Origin of the sequence: Acinetobacter sp. A1-4-2 (assembly GCF_040233925.1) — a bacterium.
GTDB lineage: Bacteria > Pseudomonadota > Gammaproteobacteria > Pseudomonadales > Moraxellaceae > Acinetobacter.
The window spans coordinates 605385-621477 of the sequence record NZ_CP157981.1; the positions used below are offsets into that span (position 1 = coordinate 605385).

At 44.1% G+C, this 16093-nt stretch carries 11 protein-coding genes, 6 tRNA genes and 1 rRNA gene; 15 read left to right on the forward strand and 3 right to left on the reverse strand.

Translation table 11 applies throughout. From position 1 onward, the window contains the following. Positions 1-120: 120 nt before the first annotated feature. The 4 genes from trpA to ABJ384_RS02945 are packed head-to-tail and all read left to right on the forward strand — an operon-like array spanning position 121 to position 4122. Positions 121-924 carry a tryptophan synthase subunit alpha gene (trpA, locus tag ABJ384_RS02930; RefSeq protein ID WP_086197503.1) on the forward strand — a complete coding sequence of 268 codons (804 nt, stop codon included), beginning with the start codon at positions 121-123 and terminating at the stop codon, positions 922-924. Continuing rightward, entirely contained in the window at positions 921-1817 is an 897-nt protein-coding gene (gene accD, locus ABJ384_RS02935) for an acetyl-CoA carboxylase, carboxyltransferase subunit beta (protein ID WP_349928757.1), read from the forward strand. The genes trpA and accD overlap by 4 nt, the downstream gene beginning before the upstream one ends. Beyond that, entirely contained in the window at positions 1814-3097 is a 1284-nt protein-coding gene (gene folC / locus ABJ384_RS02940; RefSeq protein WP_349928759.1) for a bifunctional tetrahydrofolate synthase/dihydrofolate synthase, read from the forward strand. Before accD ends, folC begins: the two co-directional genes overlap by 4 nt. Beyond that, a complete protein-coding gene (locus tag ABJ384_RS02945; protein ID WP_349928761.1) occupies positions 3088-4122 on the forward strand; it encodes an SPOR domain-containing protein in 1035 nt (344 codons plus the stop codon). The genes folC and ABJ384_RS02945 overlap by 10 nt, the downstream gene beginning before the upstream one ends. An 18-nt stretch (positions 4123-4140) precedes the next feature. Here ABJ384_RS02945 and ABJ384_RS02950 read toward each other — a convergent pair whose 3' ends face one another. The 3 genes from ABJ384_RS02950 to ABJ384_RS02960 all read right to left on the reverse strand — a co-directional run bounded on the left by ABJ384_RS02950 (position 4141) and on the right by ABJ384_RS02960 (position 6598). After that, a complete protein-coding gene (locus ABJ384_RS02950) occupies positions 4141-4722 on the reverse strand; it encodes a dual specificity protein phosphatase family protein (protein WP_349928763.1) in 582 nt (193 codons plus the stop codon). Then, positions 4719-5534 (reverse strand): MBL fold metallo-hydrolase, encoded by an 816-nt coding sequence (locus tag ABJ384_RS02955; protein ID WP_349928765.1) that lies wholly within the window; start codon positions 5532-5534, stop codon positions 4719-4721. Before ABJ384_RS02955 ends, ABJ384_RS02950 begins: the two co-directional genes overlap by 4 nt. Before the next feature lie 428 nt (positions 5535-5962). Continuing rightward, entirely contained in the window at positions 5963-6598 is a 636-nt protein-coding gene (locus ABJ384_RS02960) for a peroxiredoxin (protein WP_086197497.1), read from the reverse strand. Positions 6599-6936: 338 nt separating this feature from the next. Here ABJ384_RS02960 and secA point away from each other — a divergent pair, with 338 nt between their 5' ends. The 11 genes from secA to ABJ384_RS03015 all read left to right on the forward strand — a co-directional run bounded on the left by secA (position 6937) and on the right by ABJ384_RS03015 (position 16079). Then, the gene (gene secA, locus ABJ384_RS02965; protein WP_349928768.1) at positions 6937-9669 is read left to right on the forward strand and encodes a preprotein translocase subunit SecA; all 2733 of its coding nucleotides are present in this window, start codon (positions 6937-6939) and stop codon (positions 9667-9669) included. 182 nt (positions 9670-9851) lie between these two features. Further along, positions 9852-10172, forward strand: a complete 321-nt coding sequence (locus ABJ384_RS02970) for a hypothetical protein (protein WP_349928769.1) — start codon at positions 9852-9854, stop codon at positions 10170-10172. A gap of 157 nt (positions 10173-10329) precedes the next feature. Further along, positions 10330-11550 (forward strand): bifunctional glutamate N-acetyltransferase/amino-acid acetyltransferase ArgJ, encoded by a 1221-nt coding sequence (gene argJ, locus ABJ384_RS02975; protein ID WP_349928771.1) that lies wholly within the window; start codon positions 10330-10332, stop codon positions 11548-11550. Between the two features lie 153 nt (positions 11551-11703). Then, positions 11704-12771 (forward strand): quinolinate synthase NadA, encoded by a 1068-nt coding sequence (gene nadA / locus ABJ384_RS02980; protein ID WP_349928772.1) that lies wholly within the window; start codon positions 11704-11706, stop codon positions 12769-12771. Between the two features lie 152 nt (positions 12772-12923). Next, positions 12924-13000 (forward strand) — tRNA-Pro (locus ABJ384_RS02985). Between the two features lie 44 nt (positions 13001-13044). Then, positions 13045-13121 (forward strand) — tRNA-Arg (locus tag ABJ384_RS02990). A gap of 39 nt (positions 13122-13160) precedes the next feature. Beyond that, positions 13161-13236 (forward strand) — tRNA-His (locus ABJ384_RS02995). Positions 13237-13240: 4 nt separating this feature from the next. Further along, positions 13241-13317 (forward strand) — tRNA-Pro (locus ABJ384_RS03000). A gap of 962 nt (positions 13318-14279) precedes the next feature. Then, positions 14280-15817 (forward strand): 16S ribosomal RNA (locus ABJ384_RS03005). Between the two features lie 61 nt (positions 15818-15878). After that, positions 15879-15955: transfer RNA gene (locus ABJ384_RS03010), tRNA-Ile, on the forward strand. 48 nt (positions 15956-16003) lie between these two features. Continuing rightward, positions 16004-16079, forward strand: a tRNA-Ala gene (locus tag ABJ384_RS03015). Positions 16080-16093: the final 14 nt, after the last annotated feature.

Consider the following 16093-nt stretch of genomic DNA (forward strand, 5'->3'; position numbering starts at 1 on the left):
AGTAGCGTGAAATGCTCAGGCTCTATTCAATGAGTAAAAAATAGCGTTACAATGCGTTGTCTTGTATTTCTACAAAGCCAACTCCTCAGTTCTTTAATAATTCAAGGAAAGTACAACCCTATGTCACGTTTAGCCACTCGTTTCGGACAGCTTAAATCTCAGCAGCGTAAAGCGCTCGTTTCCTATGTGATGGCTGGCGACCCTCATCCACAAGTAACCGTTCCATTGTTACATCAAATGGTTGAGGCTGGGGTAGATGTGATTGAGCTTGGTCTACCATTTTCAGACCCTATGGCGGATGGTCCCGTGATTGCCCTTGCAGCAGAACGCGCACTGGCAGGCGGAACCAATACGCTGGACGCTTTGAACATGGTGAAAGAGTTCCGTCAAAAAGATGCAGAAACACCGGTAGTTTTGATGGGGTATCTCAACCCTGTAGAAGTGATCGGTTATGAAAAGTTTGTGTCAATGGCCAATGAATGCGGTGTCGATGGTGTACTTCTGGTAGATTTACCTCCTGAAGAAGCCAAAGATTTTGATGATGTATTGAAGAAATTCAATATGGATCAAATTTTCTTGCTGGCGCCTACATCGACCGATGAGCGTATCCAGCATGTAGCGAACCAAGCCAGTGGTTTTATCTACTATGTATCCTTGAAAGGGGTAACTGGTGCTGCAACTTTAGATATTGCTGAAGCAGCAGCCCGTATCCAGAAAATTAAAGCTGTGACTGACGTTCCTGTGGGTGTCGGTTTTGGGATCAGCGATGCTGCCTCGGCAAAAGCCATGGGTGTAGCGGCTGATGCTGTGATTGTTGGTAGTGCATTTGTAAAACAGTTTGCGAACTTAGCGCCAGAACAAGCCGTTGTTGAAACGGTCAATAAAGTCAAGGAGCTTCGAGCTGCGCTCGATGAGTTAGTATGAATCAAGAAGTGAAACCAGGCAAAATTCTTAGCCCAGCGCAGCCGTGGACGGAACGTCATGTTCCGGGTATTCACACGCCCGATGAGCAAACCGCACTCAAGGCAACCTTTACTGAACCAACAATTGAGTGCCCTGAATGTCACGCACTGGTTACACGTACTGCGATGACATTTAACACCTATGTTTGTCCACAATGCGATGAACATTTGCGCATGAAAGCACGCGACCGTCTGAACTGGTTCTTTGATCAGGTACAAAATGAATTGGGTCAGGAATTTATTGCTAAAGATCCACTGCATTTTGTCGATAGCAAAGCCTATCCGGACCGTATGTCTGAAGCACAAAAGAAAACCGGCGAAACTGAAGCATTGGTGGTGATGCAGGGTTTACTTAAAGATATTCCTTTAATCGCATGTGCATTTGAATTCGACTTTATGGGCGGTTCAATGGGTACAGTGGTGGGTGACCGTTTTGTGCAAGCAGCTGAAAAAGCGATTGCAGATAAACAACCTTTGATTTGCTTTGCTGCATCAGGTGGTGCACGCATGCAGGAAGGCATGTTATCTCTTATGCAAATGGCGCGTACCTCTGCTGCAATCCAACGCATGAAAGATGCCGGCCTACCGTATTTGGTGGTATTAACTCATCCAGTTTATGGTGGGGTAACTGCATCTTTGGCAATGTTAGGTGATGTACATATTGCTGAACCTAAAGCCATGATTGGTTTTGCCGGTAAACGTGTAATTGAGCAAACCGTACGTGAAAAACTTGAAGAACCGTTCCAGCGCGCCGAATATTTGCTTGATCATGGTGTAATCGATCAAATTGTTCATCGTCACGCATTACGTGATACTGTATATCGTATTGTAGCGAAACTGATGAATTTGTCTTGAACACAGCACCACTTGCAACAGACTCTTTAAACACATGGCTCGATTATTGGAGCCATGTTCACGTTACGGGTATTGATTTAGGTCTGGAACGGGTTATTCCTGTGGCTGAAAAGCTCGGTGTAACGCGTCCACAGGCCAAAGTGCTGACTGTAGCGGGAACCAACGGGAAAGGTTCAACCACCACCACTTTGGCTGCCATTTTAAATGCGCAAGGCTATAAAGTGGGGTTATACCAGTCACCGCATATTTACCGTTTTAATGAACGGGTAAAACTGGCTGGCATTGAGGTGGATGATCAAACCCTGGTGGATGCCTTTGTGCAAGTGGATCAGGCCCGTCGTGACTGTGATCTCTCTCTTTCCTTCTTTGAAGCCACCACACTCGCGGCTTTTGTAATTTTTAAAGCCAAGCAATGTGATGTCTGGGTGCTTGAAGTCGGACTGGGTGGTCGTCTGGATGTGGTCAATGTGATTGATCCGGATGTCGCTGTGATTACCAACATTGGCCTGGATCACACTGACTGGCTCGGCGATAGCATTGAAAAAATTGCGTTCGAGAAAGCTGGAATTATTCGTCCGAATATTCCGGTGATTTTTGGTGGTTCGCAAGAGCTTCCTCAAGCTATACAAAATAAAGCCGATGAATGTCAGGCGCAACTGTTTGCAGCCAATCGTGATTATTTCTATCAATATACGGATGATGGTCAAGCCTGGATGTTTGCCTCATCGGGCAGTACTTTAAAACTTCCCCTTGGTGCTCTAGCACTGGAAAATATTTCCACAGCTGTGGCCGCGATTTTGGTCAGTGGTTTAAATGTGACTCAGGATGCCATTGCACACGGCATTCAGAATGCAAAATTACCAGGTCGCTTTGAAATACGCCATATTCAAGATAAAACCGTTATTTTTGATGCTGGACATAATCCCCATGGCGTAGAATTTTTGTTAAATCAGTTGCGAAAATTTTTGGAATACAATAAACAGTACACAGAAGTGATCAGCGTTTTTTCCATGTTGGCGGACAAAGACATCAAATCTGTCGTAGATTTGTTGAAAGGTACTGTTTTAACATGGAAAATTGCCCCGTTAACCGTTCCGCGAGCAGCCACAATCGGGCAGCTTGAGGAAGCATTACAGGGTGAAACAGTACAACACTTCAATAGTGTTCAATTGGCTTTTAAATCAGCGCTAAATGAAACAAAAAATAATCAGTTGATCTTGGTATGTGGTTCATTTCATACCTTAGAAGCGGTATGGGAGTATTTGGAAGAATGTCAATGAATAGCAAACAACGCTGGATGGGAGGCGTTGTTTTATTAGGTGGTGGTGTTTTATTGGCAGCATTGCTTCTAAAGGGTAAAGAAGAAATATATCAGAACCAACTCAGAACTCCGGATTTAGCCGCTCAAGTTGAGCAAAAAAAGCCGGCAGCAGAAGGGGAAATGGTTCAGCTGCAGCCTTTAACAGTTGATGTGGAAACAGAAAAACGTTTACTAGAAGAACAACGCCGGGCACGTGAAAAGGCGGTTGCGGAACAGGAAGCACGTGCAGCCGAGTTCCTAGCGATGCAGCAACAGGCTGAGGCAGATGCGGCACGTAAAGCAGCTGAAGAATATGCCGCTTTAAATGCTCTGCGTAGTGGAGCACAGCAGAGTTCGGATAATATTCCGCCTGAACTGGTAGAAGATGAAAAAGCTAAACAAAAGCGTCTGACTGATGAAAAGTTGCTCGCTGAAAAAAAGTTACAGCAGCAGACAGTTCAACAACAACGAACTGATGCTGATAAAAAAATAACCGAAGAAAAACGTAAGGCCCAAGCTGAAGCCGCAAAGCAGTTAGCCGCAAAGCAAGCAGCCGAGAAAAAAGCAGCCGAGGATAAGGCAAAGCATGATGCGGAGCTAAAACGTAAAGCAGAAACTGAAAAACAGCTGGCTGCAAAGAAAGCACTAGAATCCAAGAAAAAAGAACAGGCTGAGCAAGAACTGGAAGCCAAGAAAAAAGCTGAAGCCAAGAAAAAAGCAGAAGCTGAAAAAGCGCGTGATTTGTTAGAAAATGGCGATAAACAGTGGATGGTTCAAGTGGCTTTGGCTGCCAATGAAGCCAACGCAGATGCACTGGCCTCCAGGTTGCGTGCCAAAGGTTATAAGGTCACCAAGAGCCCAACATCGAAAGGGGTTCGCATTATGGTTGGGCCAGCTAAAGATCGTGATGTTGCCGATGCTACCCGTAAAAAAATTACTGCCGATGAAAGTCTGGGAATGAAGTCGGCATGGGTGATTGACTGGGTTCCGCTCGATAAGCGCTAAACCTGGCTTGAAGCTGAACTAAGGTGGATTCAACAGTTGCTGTTGAATCCATTTTACGTTTTCAGGATTGAATATTTTGTCAATATGAATCCAGACGGGGTGAAAACCGTAGCCACCATGTTTCATTTCATTGAGTGCATCTGCAATCGGCCAGTTTTCAAAAATAATCCGGTACATGGCAATACTTGCACCGGTACGGTCTGAACCGTGATAACAATGAATAAGTATCTTGTGATTTAAGGCCTTGGCTTGCTGAATCTGCCGCATGACCTGTAATAAATCTTCACGGTTCATTGCCCAGGTGTGGATGGGGACATGAACCAAGTTAAAATCTGTAGATGGCAGGATAGTCAGATCTTTATTTCTTGATCTTAGATTAATCACCACATCAATATCATGGGTCTTTAATTGCGGAATCAGCTCAATTGTGGGTTGCTCACTACGAAACACATGCTCGCTAATTTGATAAAAATTATCTGTTTGATTAATTAATGTTCCCCAGTGCGTAGGGCGTTGTTCAGGTGGAAGTGCGGGTGTGGTCATGCATCCCATCAAGCTTGAGCTACCCAGTAAAATGGCAACAACTGTTCTTTTGATCATGCTAGATAACGCGCCAATTCAATCGGATCATGCGCACAGAAAATCTCGATATTTTTTTCATTTTGTGCCAGTTGCTGGATGTTGTGCAAGTTATCTATACGCATCTGGTTATTTTCAGCAAAAAAATGCTCCAGTTTATCCAGTGTTTTCAGCCCGTTTTTAGGGTTGAGTTGCAAGTGAGAGTAATAGGCATCGCCACAGAAAAACAGCCAGCCATCCTGCTGTTTAATGGCAACTCCACAATGCCCCTGGCTATGGCCCAAAAGTGGAATCATTAAAATTTCATCCTGAAATAAGCGAAATCCCTGTACTTGATGCAGGTTAAACCAGGTTTCACCTTGATTGGGTTCGATGAAGTTCCAGTATCGGTGTTGCTTGAATTGCTGGGTTTTATAACGGGCTTTATTTTTTAGGGAAAAAAAGCTTTGAGTAGTATTATATTCGCTGGAAAGCACATGCACGGTAGCATGCGGAAAATCGGAAATACCGCCAGCATGATCAAAATCAAGATGGGAGATCAGTATATGCTTCACATCTTGAGGGCTAAACCCGAGCTTTTGAATCTGCGCAATTGCTGTGAGCTCTAAATTATTTTCAATACGACCTAGCCGTGGAACCAGATTGCCTAAACGGGCTTTGCTATGCAAATAGTCTTGAATGCCCAAACCGGTATCCACCAGCACTAAGCCTTGATCGGTTTCAAGCAGCAGGCAATGACAAACCACTTTGGCATGTAAGCCCTTTTGTCCGAAGAGTGGACCACAAACCGGGCACATGGTGCCACAGTGCAAATGATGAATGTTATAGATCACAATATTTATTCTTAAGATGATTAGGCGTATTTATAAACGGGCTGTGAAATAAACACCAACCTGATTTTGTAATTTAATTTTTGAGCAGAATAAAAAAGCCCGTCATCAGACAGGCTTGAACAAGATCAGGATATGGCTCGTCATTTTAGTCCTGATTTTTAGAATAGCTGTTCATATTGTGTTTAGAGCGAACATTATTTGTTTATTTTAAATTACGCGCTTCGCGTGTCTTGCGAAAAACTAAAGCAGTGCTTTTTATATTTTGCGCTCACAGCGCAGCTGTGAGCCTTGCGCAAGGGCAGAGTAGTGTCCAGTTCGGAAACTACGCGCTTCGCTTGTCTTGCACAAAAATAAAAGCAGTGCTTTAGTTTTAACTCGAAGCATAGCTTCTCGTCTTGCGTTCGGGCAAGGCAGTGCCTTGCTGATCCTCACTCAGGCTGTGGCGTAAGGCGTAAGTATGGTGTTACAGCTTTATAGCCTTTAGGGAAACGTTGTTTGATTTCGTCTTCATCTTTAAGAGAAGGCACAATCACCACGTCTTCACCTTGCTGCCAGTTGGCCGGTGTTGCCACTTTATGATTATCGGTCAGTTGCAGCGAATCAACCACACGTAAAATTTCATTGAAGTTACGGCCAGTTGAAGCTGGGTAAGTGATGATCAGACGTACTTTTTTGTTTGGATCAATAATCACTAAAGAACGAACCGTCAGGGTTTCACTGGCATTCGGGTGAATAAAGTCATAAAGAGTAGATACTTTACGGTCTTGATCGGCAATGATCGGGAAATTAACCGTGGTATTTTGGGTTTCGTTAATATCGTTAATCCAGCCTTTATGTGATTCAACATCATCGACAGACAAGGCAATCGCTTTAACGCCGCGTTTTGCAAATTCATCTTTCAGCTTTGCGGTATAGCCCAGTTCAGTGGTACATACCGGTGTGTAGTCTGCAGGATGGGAAAATAAAATCCCCCAGCTATCACCCAAAAAGTCGTAAAAATTAATGGTGCCTTCGCTTGAGTCTTGCACAAAATTCGGTGCGGTATCACCTAAACGTAATGTCATTTTTATAGCCTCATCTGCTTTGTTATCTATGTTGATGCGATCTAATATGACGCATTTTTTTTGCAATGAAAATAGTGTTTTTGTATTTCTTTATGAATATATGGAATATAGAGGCCGCGATTGATTGTTAAAATCTGGATGAATGATGAATTTTATGACTATATTGCCTGTATAAAATTTGTTACATTGTTTGGCCTTAGCTGTCGTGTGCTAGAACGAGTGATCAGAATTTTTTAATTGGTTTTGTGCAAACCCCTTGTACTTCAAATTTCTAGCACCATAATAACGACTGAGAAAAAATTTATTCATTCGACAAGCAAGATTTAGAGAGTCTATTCATGTTGGCAAGTCTGATCGGAGGAATCTTCGGTACCAAAAATGAGCGCGAACTCAAACGCATGCGTAAAATCGTAGACAAGATTAATGCGCTCGAGCCGACGATATCTGCACTAAGCGATGCAGACTTATCTGCAAAAACTGAAGAATTCAAACAACGATATAATAAGGGCGAAAGCCTGGATAAATTATTGCCTGAAGCATTTGCTGTTTGTCGTGAAGCGGCAAAGCGGATCATGGGAATGCGCCACTACGATGTTCAGCTGATTGGTGGTATTACACTTCACGAAGGTAAAATTGCAGAAATGCGTACCGGTGAAGGTAAAACCCTGATGGGAACCTTGGCCTGTTATCTGAATGCGATTAGCGGTGAAGGCGTTCATGTCATTACCGTAAATGATTATTTGGCGCAGCGTGATGCCGAGTTAAACCGTCCCTTATTCGAATTCTTGGGTCTGAGCATTGGCATCATTTATTCCATGCAAGATCCAACAGAGAAAGCTGAAGCCTATCGTGCCGATATTACTTACGGTACCAATAACGAATTCGGTTTTGACTATCTTCGTGACAACATGGTGTTCTCTCTGGCCGAGAAGAAACAACGTGGCTTAACCTATGCCATTATCGATGAGGTCGATTCGATCCTGATCGATGAAGCGCGTACACCGTTGATTATCTCGGGTCAAAGTGATGACTCGTCTCAGCTTTATGCTGCAATCAACAGCATCCCGCCAAAACTTCATGCGCAAAAAGAAGAAAAAGTGCCGGATGGCGGTCATTTCTGGATTGATGAAAAACAGCGTCAGGTTGAAATGACTGAAGTGGGTTATGAAGCTGTAGAAGACCAGTTGATTCAGATGGGGTTGCTCGCTGAAGGTGAAAGCTTGTATTCACCCTCTAACCTGAACCTGGTTCATCATGTTGCTGCAGCAATTCGTGCCCATTTCCTTTATCAGCGTAACGTGCATTACATCATTCATGATGGTGAAGTCATCATTGTGGATGAAAATACCGGTCGTACCATGCCGGGTCGTCGTTGGTCAGAAGGTTTGCATCAAGCGGTTGAAGCGAAGGAAGGTCTGGAAATCCAGCCTGAAAACCAGACTTTGGCAACCACCACTTTCCAGAACTATTTCCGCCTTTATAAGAAGCTTTCTGGTATGACCGGTACAGCCGATACCGAAGCTGCGGAGATGAAAGAAATTTATGGTCTGGATGTAGTGCTTATTCCAACCCATCGACCAATGATCCGTAAAGATGAAAACGATCTCATTTATTTAAACCGTAATGGTAAATACAATGCCATTATTCAAGAAATTCAGCGGGTGCATGAAGATGGTGTTGCACCAATCCTGATTGGTACAGCAACCATTGAAGCTTCTGAAATTCTTTCTGAAAAATTGAAAGAAGCGGGTATTGCACATGAGGTGTTGAACGCGAAGCAGCATGAACGGGAAGCAGACATTATTGCCCAGGCGGGTTCACCGCGTGCTGTGACCATTGCAACCAACATGGCCGGTCGTGGTACCGACATCTTGCTGGGCGGTAACTGGAAAGCCAAACTTGCTAAAATTGAAAATCCAACCCCTGAAGATGAAGCACGCTTAAAAGCCGAATGGGAACAAAGCCATGAAATGGTATTGGCCTCTGGCGGCTTGCATATCATTGGTTCAGAACGTCATGAATCACGTCGTATCGATAACCAGTTGCGTGGTCGTGCCGGTCGTCAGGGTGACCCGGGTGTTTCACGTTTCTACCTGTCGCTTGAAGATGACCTGATGCGTATCTTCGCTGGTGATCGTGTGGTTGCGATGATGCGTGCGATGGGCTTGCAGGAAGATGAAGCCATCGAACATAAGATGGTGTCGCGTTCGATTGAAAATGCACAACGTAAGGTAGAAGCACGTAACTTCGACATTCGTAAGAACCTGTTGAAATACGATGACGTGAATAACGAACAGCGTAAAATCATCTATTCACAACGTGATGAAGTGCTTGCTGAAAGTACGCTACAAGATTACATTGAGGAAATGCATCATGAAGTCGTGAAGGGCGTGATTGCTAACTACATTCCACCCGAATCGATTCATGACCAATGGGATATCGATGGTCTGGAACGTGCATTGCGTGAAGAGCTCGGTATTGATTTACCGGTCAATCAATGGCTGGAAGAAGACCGTCGTTTAGATGAAGAGGCGTTGGTAGAACGTATTTCTGACGAAATTGTTACACGCTATCGCACTCGCCGTGAACAAATGGGGGATGAATCAGCAGCCATGCTGGAACGTCACTTTATGTTGAGTGCTTTGGATCGCCACTGGAAAGATCATCTTGCAGCTATGGATTACTTGCGTCAGGGTATTCACTTGCGTGGTTATGCACAAAAGAACCCTGAACAGGAATACAAGAAAGAAGCCTTTAACCTGTTTGTAAACATGCTGGCTGTCATTAAATCCGATGTAATTACAGATCTTTCACGTGTACATGTTCCTACAGCTGAAGAACTGGCTGAAATGGAAGCACAGCAACAGGCTCAAGCAGAAGCAATGAAGTTGAATCTGACTCATGCAGAATTTGATAATTTGTTAGCCGCCGATTTAACCGGTACTGAAACTGTAGAAGTTGAGTCAGGCTTTAGTCCTGCTGAGCAGACATTTGCACCGCCTGCAAGCCGTAATTCGCCTTGTCCATGCGGTTCAGGTTTAAAATACAAGCAATGTCACGGTAAAATTTAATTTTTATCTTAAGCATTCAGCCACTTTATATATTTATTTCCCTCCGGATTTGAATCGATAAAGTGGTTTTTTTATTGCAACAAAATAAGAGTTTATTTTTGCAAGATGTGAATATGTTTGCAGAGCACTAAATTAAGTGGTATTTAGTGCATATTGATGAATATTGAGTAGCGGAAAAGATAATGAAAAAAGTATTACAATCATTGATGATTTTAGCTTTAGTTATTCCAGGTTTGGCTTTTGCAAATGAGTCATCAAAAAATACAGCGACAAATGCTGTGAAAGATGAAAACACTACGGTTATGAGTCCACGTACCGGAATTCGCTATACTTTTGCGAATCCGCAGCAACGTCCAGTAGTGCTAAAAACTACAGCAATCACTCCTGCAAATGCAGCGAATGCAAACCGCATTGTGGCATCAAACCCGGCTTTATCTGCGGCAAGTCAGGAAAAAGCCAAGCAGGCACTGTTGTCAGAATCGGCTCAGTTAGCTTCCAACTAAATCTAATATATTGCTAAAACCAGTCTGCGGACTGGTTTTTTTGTGCCTGAAAATGTCAAACTGATAAAAAATAAATCAAACAAAGTGTTCTGCTCGATTTTTTACTGAATTTCTACTAAGCTGTCTTTTTATCACGAACTTATTTGGAAGTTTAAAAATGGCGGTGGGTGACTTAACAATGCCACAGATGCATGTGGTTAAAGGTGTAAAAATTGGTTCAGCTGCAGCATATGTACGCTATCAGAACCGACGTGACCTCGTTATTTTTGAATTTGCTGAAGGTTCAAATGTGGCCGGTGTATTTACTCAAAATGCATTCTGCGCAGCACCGGTACATGTGTGTAAAGCCCATTTGCAAGTAGGTAATCCACGTTATCTGGTCATAAATACCGGGAATGCCAATGCTGGGACTGGTAAAATTGGTATGGCGAATGCTCAGGCGACTTGTGCCAAACTGGCTGAACTTGCCGGCGTAGCTGCTAGCGAAATTTTACCTTTTTCAACCGGTGTGATTGGCGAGCAGTTGCCGATTGAACGCTTGATGAATGGCTTGCAGCCTGCTTTAGACTCTTTAAAGGAAGATGCTTGGTTAGATGCGGCAACAGGTATCATGACCACGGACACACTGCCTAAAGGGGCATCAGAACAGTTTGAAATGGATGGCGTGACTTATACCATGACCGGTATTTCTAAGGGTGCCGGCATGATTCGTCCAAATATGGCGACCATGCTCAGCTATGTTGCGACCGATGCACCCATCAGCCGTGAACTGGTACAGCAGCTATTAAAAACCACGGTGAATGTTTCATTTAACCGTATTACCGTAGATGGTGACACTTCAACCAACGACTCCTGTATTTTTGTGGCGACAGGTCAAGCAGGCGGTACTGAAATCACCTCAACTGATGATGCTCGTTATGCAGTAGTTCTGGATGTTTTGACCCGTGTGATGAAACGCTTGGCTCAACTGATTGTGCGTGATGGAGAAGGGGCGACCAAATTCATTACTGTTGCAGTTGAAGGTGGAGCAGATACCCAGGAATGTTGCGATGTGGCGTATAGTATTGCCCATTCTCCACTGGTAAAAACTGCAATTTTCGCCTCAGATCCGAACTGGGGACGTATTCTGGCCGCGATTGGTTATGCAGGGGTTAAAAACTTAGATGTTGAAAAAATCCAAGTTTGGTTAGATGATGTACAAATCTGTAAAGATGGTGGTGCGGCAGCGGACTATACGGAAGAAGCTGGTGCACGCGTGATGTCTCAGGCTGAATTGACCATTCGGGTCGATTTGGGACGAGGTCAGGCAAAAGATACTGTTTATACCTGTGATCTGTCTTATGACTATGTCAAGATTAACGCGGATTACCGTTCGTAAAATTCAAATTGAGTGACAAAGCCTCCGTTGTGAGGCTTTTTTAGCATTCAATCAATCGGCAAAGGGCTGGTGAATGAGCAAATTGCCCCCATATCATCAGTGACTTGAGTACGCTTGTGTTAGGGCAAGCATGAAGATAGAGAAGACGTTGTTATGAATGATGCGACCAATTTAATTGCCAATGACGCAAAATCGATTGTGCAGGCGCATTTAGATCGTTTAGGCGAACCTAAAGATATTCATTTAAGTGATGAGGTCAAACAGGAGAAGTTTGCACAAATTCTGGCAGAACTCAAAAAACGCGATGCAGTTCTTGTTGCTCACTACTATTGTGATCCTGAAGTGCAAGAGATTGCTGAATTGTCTGGCGGTTGTGTTTCTGATTCCCTTGAAATGGCACGTTTTGGTCGTGACCATCCTGCCAAAACCTTGGTGGTCGCTGGGGTGAAATTCATGGGGGAAACAGCAAAAATTCTTTCTCCTGAAAAAACCGTACTTATGCCAACCCTGGAAGCGACCTGTTCGCTGGATTTGGGCTGTCCAGTCGACGAATTTACTGCGTTTTGCAATGCACATCCGGATCACACTGTCGTGGTCTATGCCAATACATCTGCTGCTGTTAAAGCACGCGCAGACTGGGTAGTAACCTCAAGTTGTGCTGTGGAAATTATTGAACATCTGGATAGCTTGGGTGAAAAGATTATTTGGGCACCGGACCAGCATCTAGGACGCTATATCCAGAAGAAAACTGGTGCAGACATGTTGCTTTGGGATGGTGCCTGTATTGTGCATGAAGAATTTCGTGCACGTGGTATTGCCAATATGAAAGCATTGTATCCGGATGCAGCTGTTTTGGTCCATCCGGAATCACCAGAGTCAGTGGTGGATATTGCCGATGCTGTGGGAAGTACCTCGCAACTGATTAAAGCAGCACAAACCCTTCCGAATGAACGTTTAATCGTTGCAACCGACCGCGGTATTTTCTATAAAATGCAACAAGCCGTTCCAAACAAGATATTAATCGAAGCGCCGACAGCAGGTGAGGGAGCAACTTGTCGTTCATGTGCACATTGCCCGTGGATGGCCATGAATGAACTCGATGGAATTTTAGAGGTTTTACAAAAGGGTGATCAAGAAATACACGTTGATCCTGTACTTGCAGAACGCGCTAAATTGCCACTTGATCGAATGTTAAGCTTTAGTGCGAGTCTAAAACGTTAATTTTGATCAAAAAATACCTAAAATGCTTGATAAATAAGCGGTTGAAGTGATTTTTTGAGTTTTTTTGAATATAGGTGTTGACGTCTCTTGGCGTCACGCCTAAAATGCACCCCGTACCGCACGATGTGCGATACACTAAAAGCTGAGATGAACGGAGTATGGCGCAGCTTGGTAGCGCATCTGGTTTGGGACCAGAGGGTCGTAGGTTCGAATCCTACTGCTCCGACCAATTCTTCAAGGCAAGCATCGCATGATAGTAATATCATCGGTCATGCGCCTGTAGCTCAGTTGGATAGAGCATCCGCCTTCTAAGCGGATGGTCACAGGTTCGAATCCTGTCAGGCGCGCCATTTGGTAGTCTGGTATTGTAGAACCAAAATGTTGTAACGGTGGATGTAGCTCAGTTGGTAGAGCCCCGGATTGTGATTCCGGTTGTCGTGGGTTCGAATCCCATCATTCACCCCAATTTCGGAGTATGGCGCAGCTTGGTAGCGCATCTGGTTTGGGACCAGAGGGTCGTAGGTTCGAATCCTACTGCTCCGACCATTTTAAGTCTAAACTTAAAAATAAATGATCCGCTTAAATGCGGTTTTTTTATGCCTGAAATTTGATAATAACATTCAACATTCAACATTCAACATTCAACATTCAACATTCAACATTCAATATGGCTTGAGCAATATTGAATCTTTGTGGTCTACAGCTTAAAAGTAATGTGATTGCTCTTACTCGGTGTATAGCACCAATTGAGGTGGCGATCTTATTTGAAATCTAGATTGAATTGCATTCAACAAAATAGAAATCTCAAAATTAAAATACTTTCTTATGTGGAGTTGATGGATAAGTAATTCTATTTTTAAATTAGGTCATACTTTTTTGCTTTGATTATTCTTTTGTCTAAATAAGCTGTATTTAAGTGCTGGCTATAATTTAAGAATTAAATGAGTTCATAGGAATATAAAAAAAGAAGGATGAAATAATTCATTAAATGTTATGGATGCAAAAATTATGGGCTTTGCTTTTTTGGGTGTTAAGCAGAAAAGCGTTGTTAATTTAAACTTAAAAATAAAAAATCACTCCATTTTGTATAATAAGTAAACAGTCGTGATATTTTTGTTGAGTTATTTAAAAAAAGGAGTTGCAAGCGCATTAAAATGCTGTAGAATGCACATCCATCGGCGGTGATGAAGATTAAAACTTCTGATAAAACAGCAACTTAGTTAAAATTGATTGAGTTAGGTTTTGGAAAGAAAGTTTAAAATAATTTGAATTACTGATTGACACTGAGAATATCTAGTGTAATATAGCCGACCTAGCTTGCTGGTGACGAACCAGTAAGAAGATCATTAAGAGATTATGAAGAACAACTTGTGTGGATTTTTACTGGTTGATTGATCGAAATTATTTTCATTGATTGAATGGTAGAAATTACTCGAAGTTTATTTGAGAAATATTTGTCAGAAAATTGATGAGCCAAGATTGGTAGCCTTTAAGCTACTACTGATTTTAAACTGAAGAGTTTGATCATGGCTCAGATTGAACGCTGGCGGCAGGCTTAACACATGCAAGTCGAGCGGGGAAGTATAGCTTGCTATACAACCTAGCGGCGGACGGGTGAGTAATGCTTAGGAATCTGCCTATTAGTGGGGGACAACATTTCGAAAGGAATGCTAATACCGCATACGCCCTACGGGGGAAAGCAGGGGATCTTCGGACCTTGCGCTAATAGATGAGCCTAAGTCGGATTAGCTAGTTGGTGGGGTAAAGGCCTACCAAGGCGACGATCTGTAGCGGGTCTGAGAGGATGATCCGCCACACTGGGACTGAGACACGGCCCAGACTCCTACGGGAGGCAGCAGTGGGGAATATTGGACAATGGGGGGAACCCTGATCCAGCCATGCCGCGTGTGTGAAGAAGGCCTTTTGGTTGTAAAGCACTTTAAGCGAGGAGGAGGCTACTCTAGTTAATACCTAGGGATAGTGGACGTTACTCGCAGAATAAGCACCGGCTAACTCTGTGCCAGCAGCCGCGGTAATACAGAGGGTGCGAGCGTTAATCGGATTTACTGGGCGTAAAGCGTGCGTAGGCGGCTTTTTAAGTCGGATGTGAAATCCCTGAGCTTAACTTAGGAATTGCATTCGATACTGGGAAGCTAGAGTATGGGAGAGGATGGTAGAATTCCAGGTGTAGCGGTGAAATGCGTAGAGATCTGGAGGAATACCGATGGCGAAGGCAGCCATCTGGCCTAATACTGACGCTGAGGTACGAAAGCATGGGGAGCAAACAGGATTAGATACCCTGGTAGTCCATGCCGTAAACGATGTCTACTAGCCGTTGGGGCCTTTGAGGCTTTAGTGGCGCAGCTAACGCGATAAGTAGACCGCCTGGGGAGTACGGTCGCAAGACTAAAACTCAAATGAATTGACGGGGGCCCGCACAAGCGGTGGAGCATGTGGTTTAATTCGATGCAACGCGAAGAACCTTACCTGGTCTTGACATAGTAAGAACTTTCCAGAGATGGATTGGTGCCTTCGGGAACTTACATACAGGTGCTGCATGGCTGTCGTCAGCTCGTGTCGTGAGATGTTGGGTTAAGTCCCGCAACGAGCGCAACCCTTTTCCTTATTTGCCAGCGGGTTAAGCCGGGAACTTTAAGGATACTGCCAGTGACAAACTGGAGGAAGGCGGGGACGACGTCAAGTCATCATGGCCCTTACGACCAGGGCTACACACGTGCTACAATGGTCGGTACAAAGGGTTGCTACCTAGCGATAGGATGCTAATCTCAAAAAGCCGATCGTAGTCCGGATTGGAGTCTGCAACTCGACTCCATGAAGTCGGAATCGCTAGTAATCGCGGATCAGAATGCCGCGGTGAATACGTTCCCGGGCCTTGTACACACCGCCCGTCACACCATGGGAGTTTGTTGCACCAGAAGTAGGTAGTCTAACCGTAAGGAGGACGCTTACCACGGTGTGGCCGATGACTGGGGTGAAGTCGTAACAAGGTAGCCGTAGGGGAACCTGCGGCTGGATCACCTCCTTAACGAAAGATTGACGATCGGTAAGAATCCACAACAAGTTGTTCTTCATGACGATGTATCTGAGGGTCTGTAGCTCAGTTGGTTAGAGCACACGCTTGATAAGCGTGGGGTCACAAGTTCAAGTCTTGTCAGACCCACCACTACTGACGAAGTACGGAAAATCAGAAACATTGACTTATTGATAAGCTGGGGACTTAGCTTAGTTGGTAGAGCGCCTGCTTTGCACGCAGGAGGTCAGGAGTTCGACTCTCCTAGTCTCCACCATGTATCTTCGGATG

Bases quoted from the DNA above. Each gene is read 5' to 3' on its own strand.
- trpA (WP_086197503.1), top strand. From the start codon at position 121: ATGTCACGTTTAGCCACTCGTTTCGGACAGCTTAAATCTCAGCAGCGT.
- ABJ384_RS02950 (WP_349928763.1), bottom strand. From the start codon at position 4,722: ATGATCAAAAGAACAGTTGTTGCCATTTTACTGGGTAGCTCAAGCTTG.
- ABJ384_RS02945 (WP_349928761.1), top strand. From the start codon at position 3,088: ATGTCAATGAATAGCAAACAACGCTGGATGGGAGGCGTTGTTTTATTA.
- accD (WP_349928757.1), top strand. From the start codon at position 921: ATGAATCAAGAAGTGAAACCAGGCAAAATTCTTAGCCCAGCGCAGCCG.
- ABJ384_RS02960 (WP_086197497.1), bottom strand. From the start codon at position 6,598: ATGACATTACGTTTAGGTGATACCGCACCGAATTTTGTGCAAGACTCA.
- argJ (WP_349928771.1), top strand. From the start codon at position 10,330: ATGGCGGTGGGTGACTTAACAATGCCACAGATGCATGTGGTTAAAGGT.
- ABJ384_RS02970 (WP_349928769.1), top strand. From the start codon at position 9,852: ATGAAAAAAGTATTACAATCATTGATGATTTTAGCTTTAGTTATTCCA.
- nadA (WP_349928772.1), top strand. From the start codon at position 11,704: ATGAATGATGCGACCAATTTAATTGCCAATGACGCAAAATCGATTGTG.
- secA (WP_349928768.1), top strand. From the start codon at position 6,937: ATGTTGGCAAGTCTGATCGGAGGAATCTTCGGTACCAAAAATGAGCGC.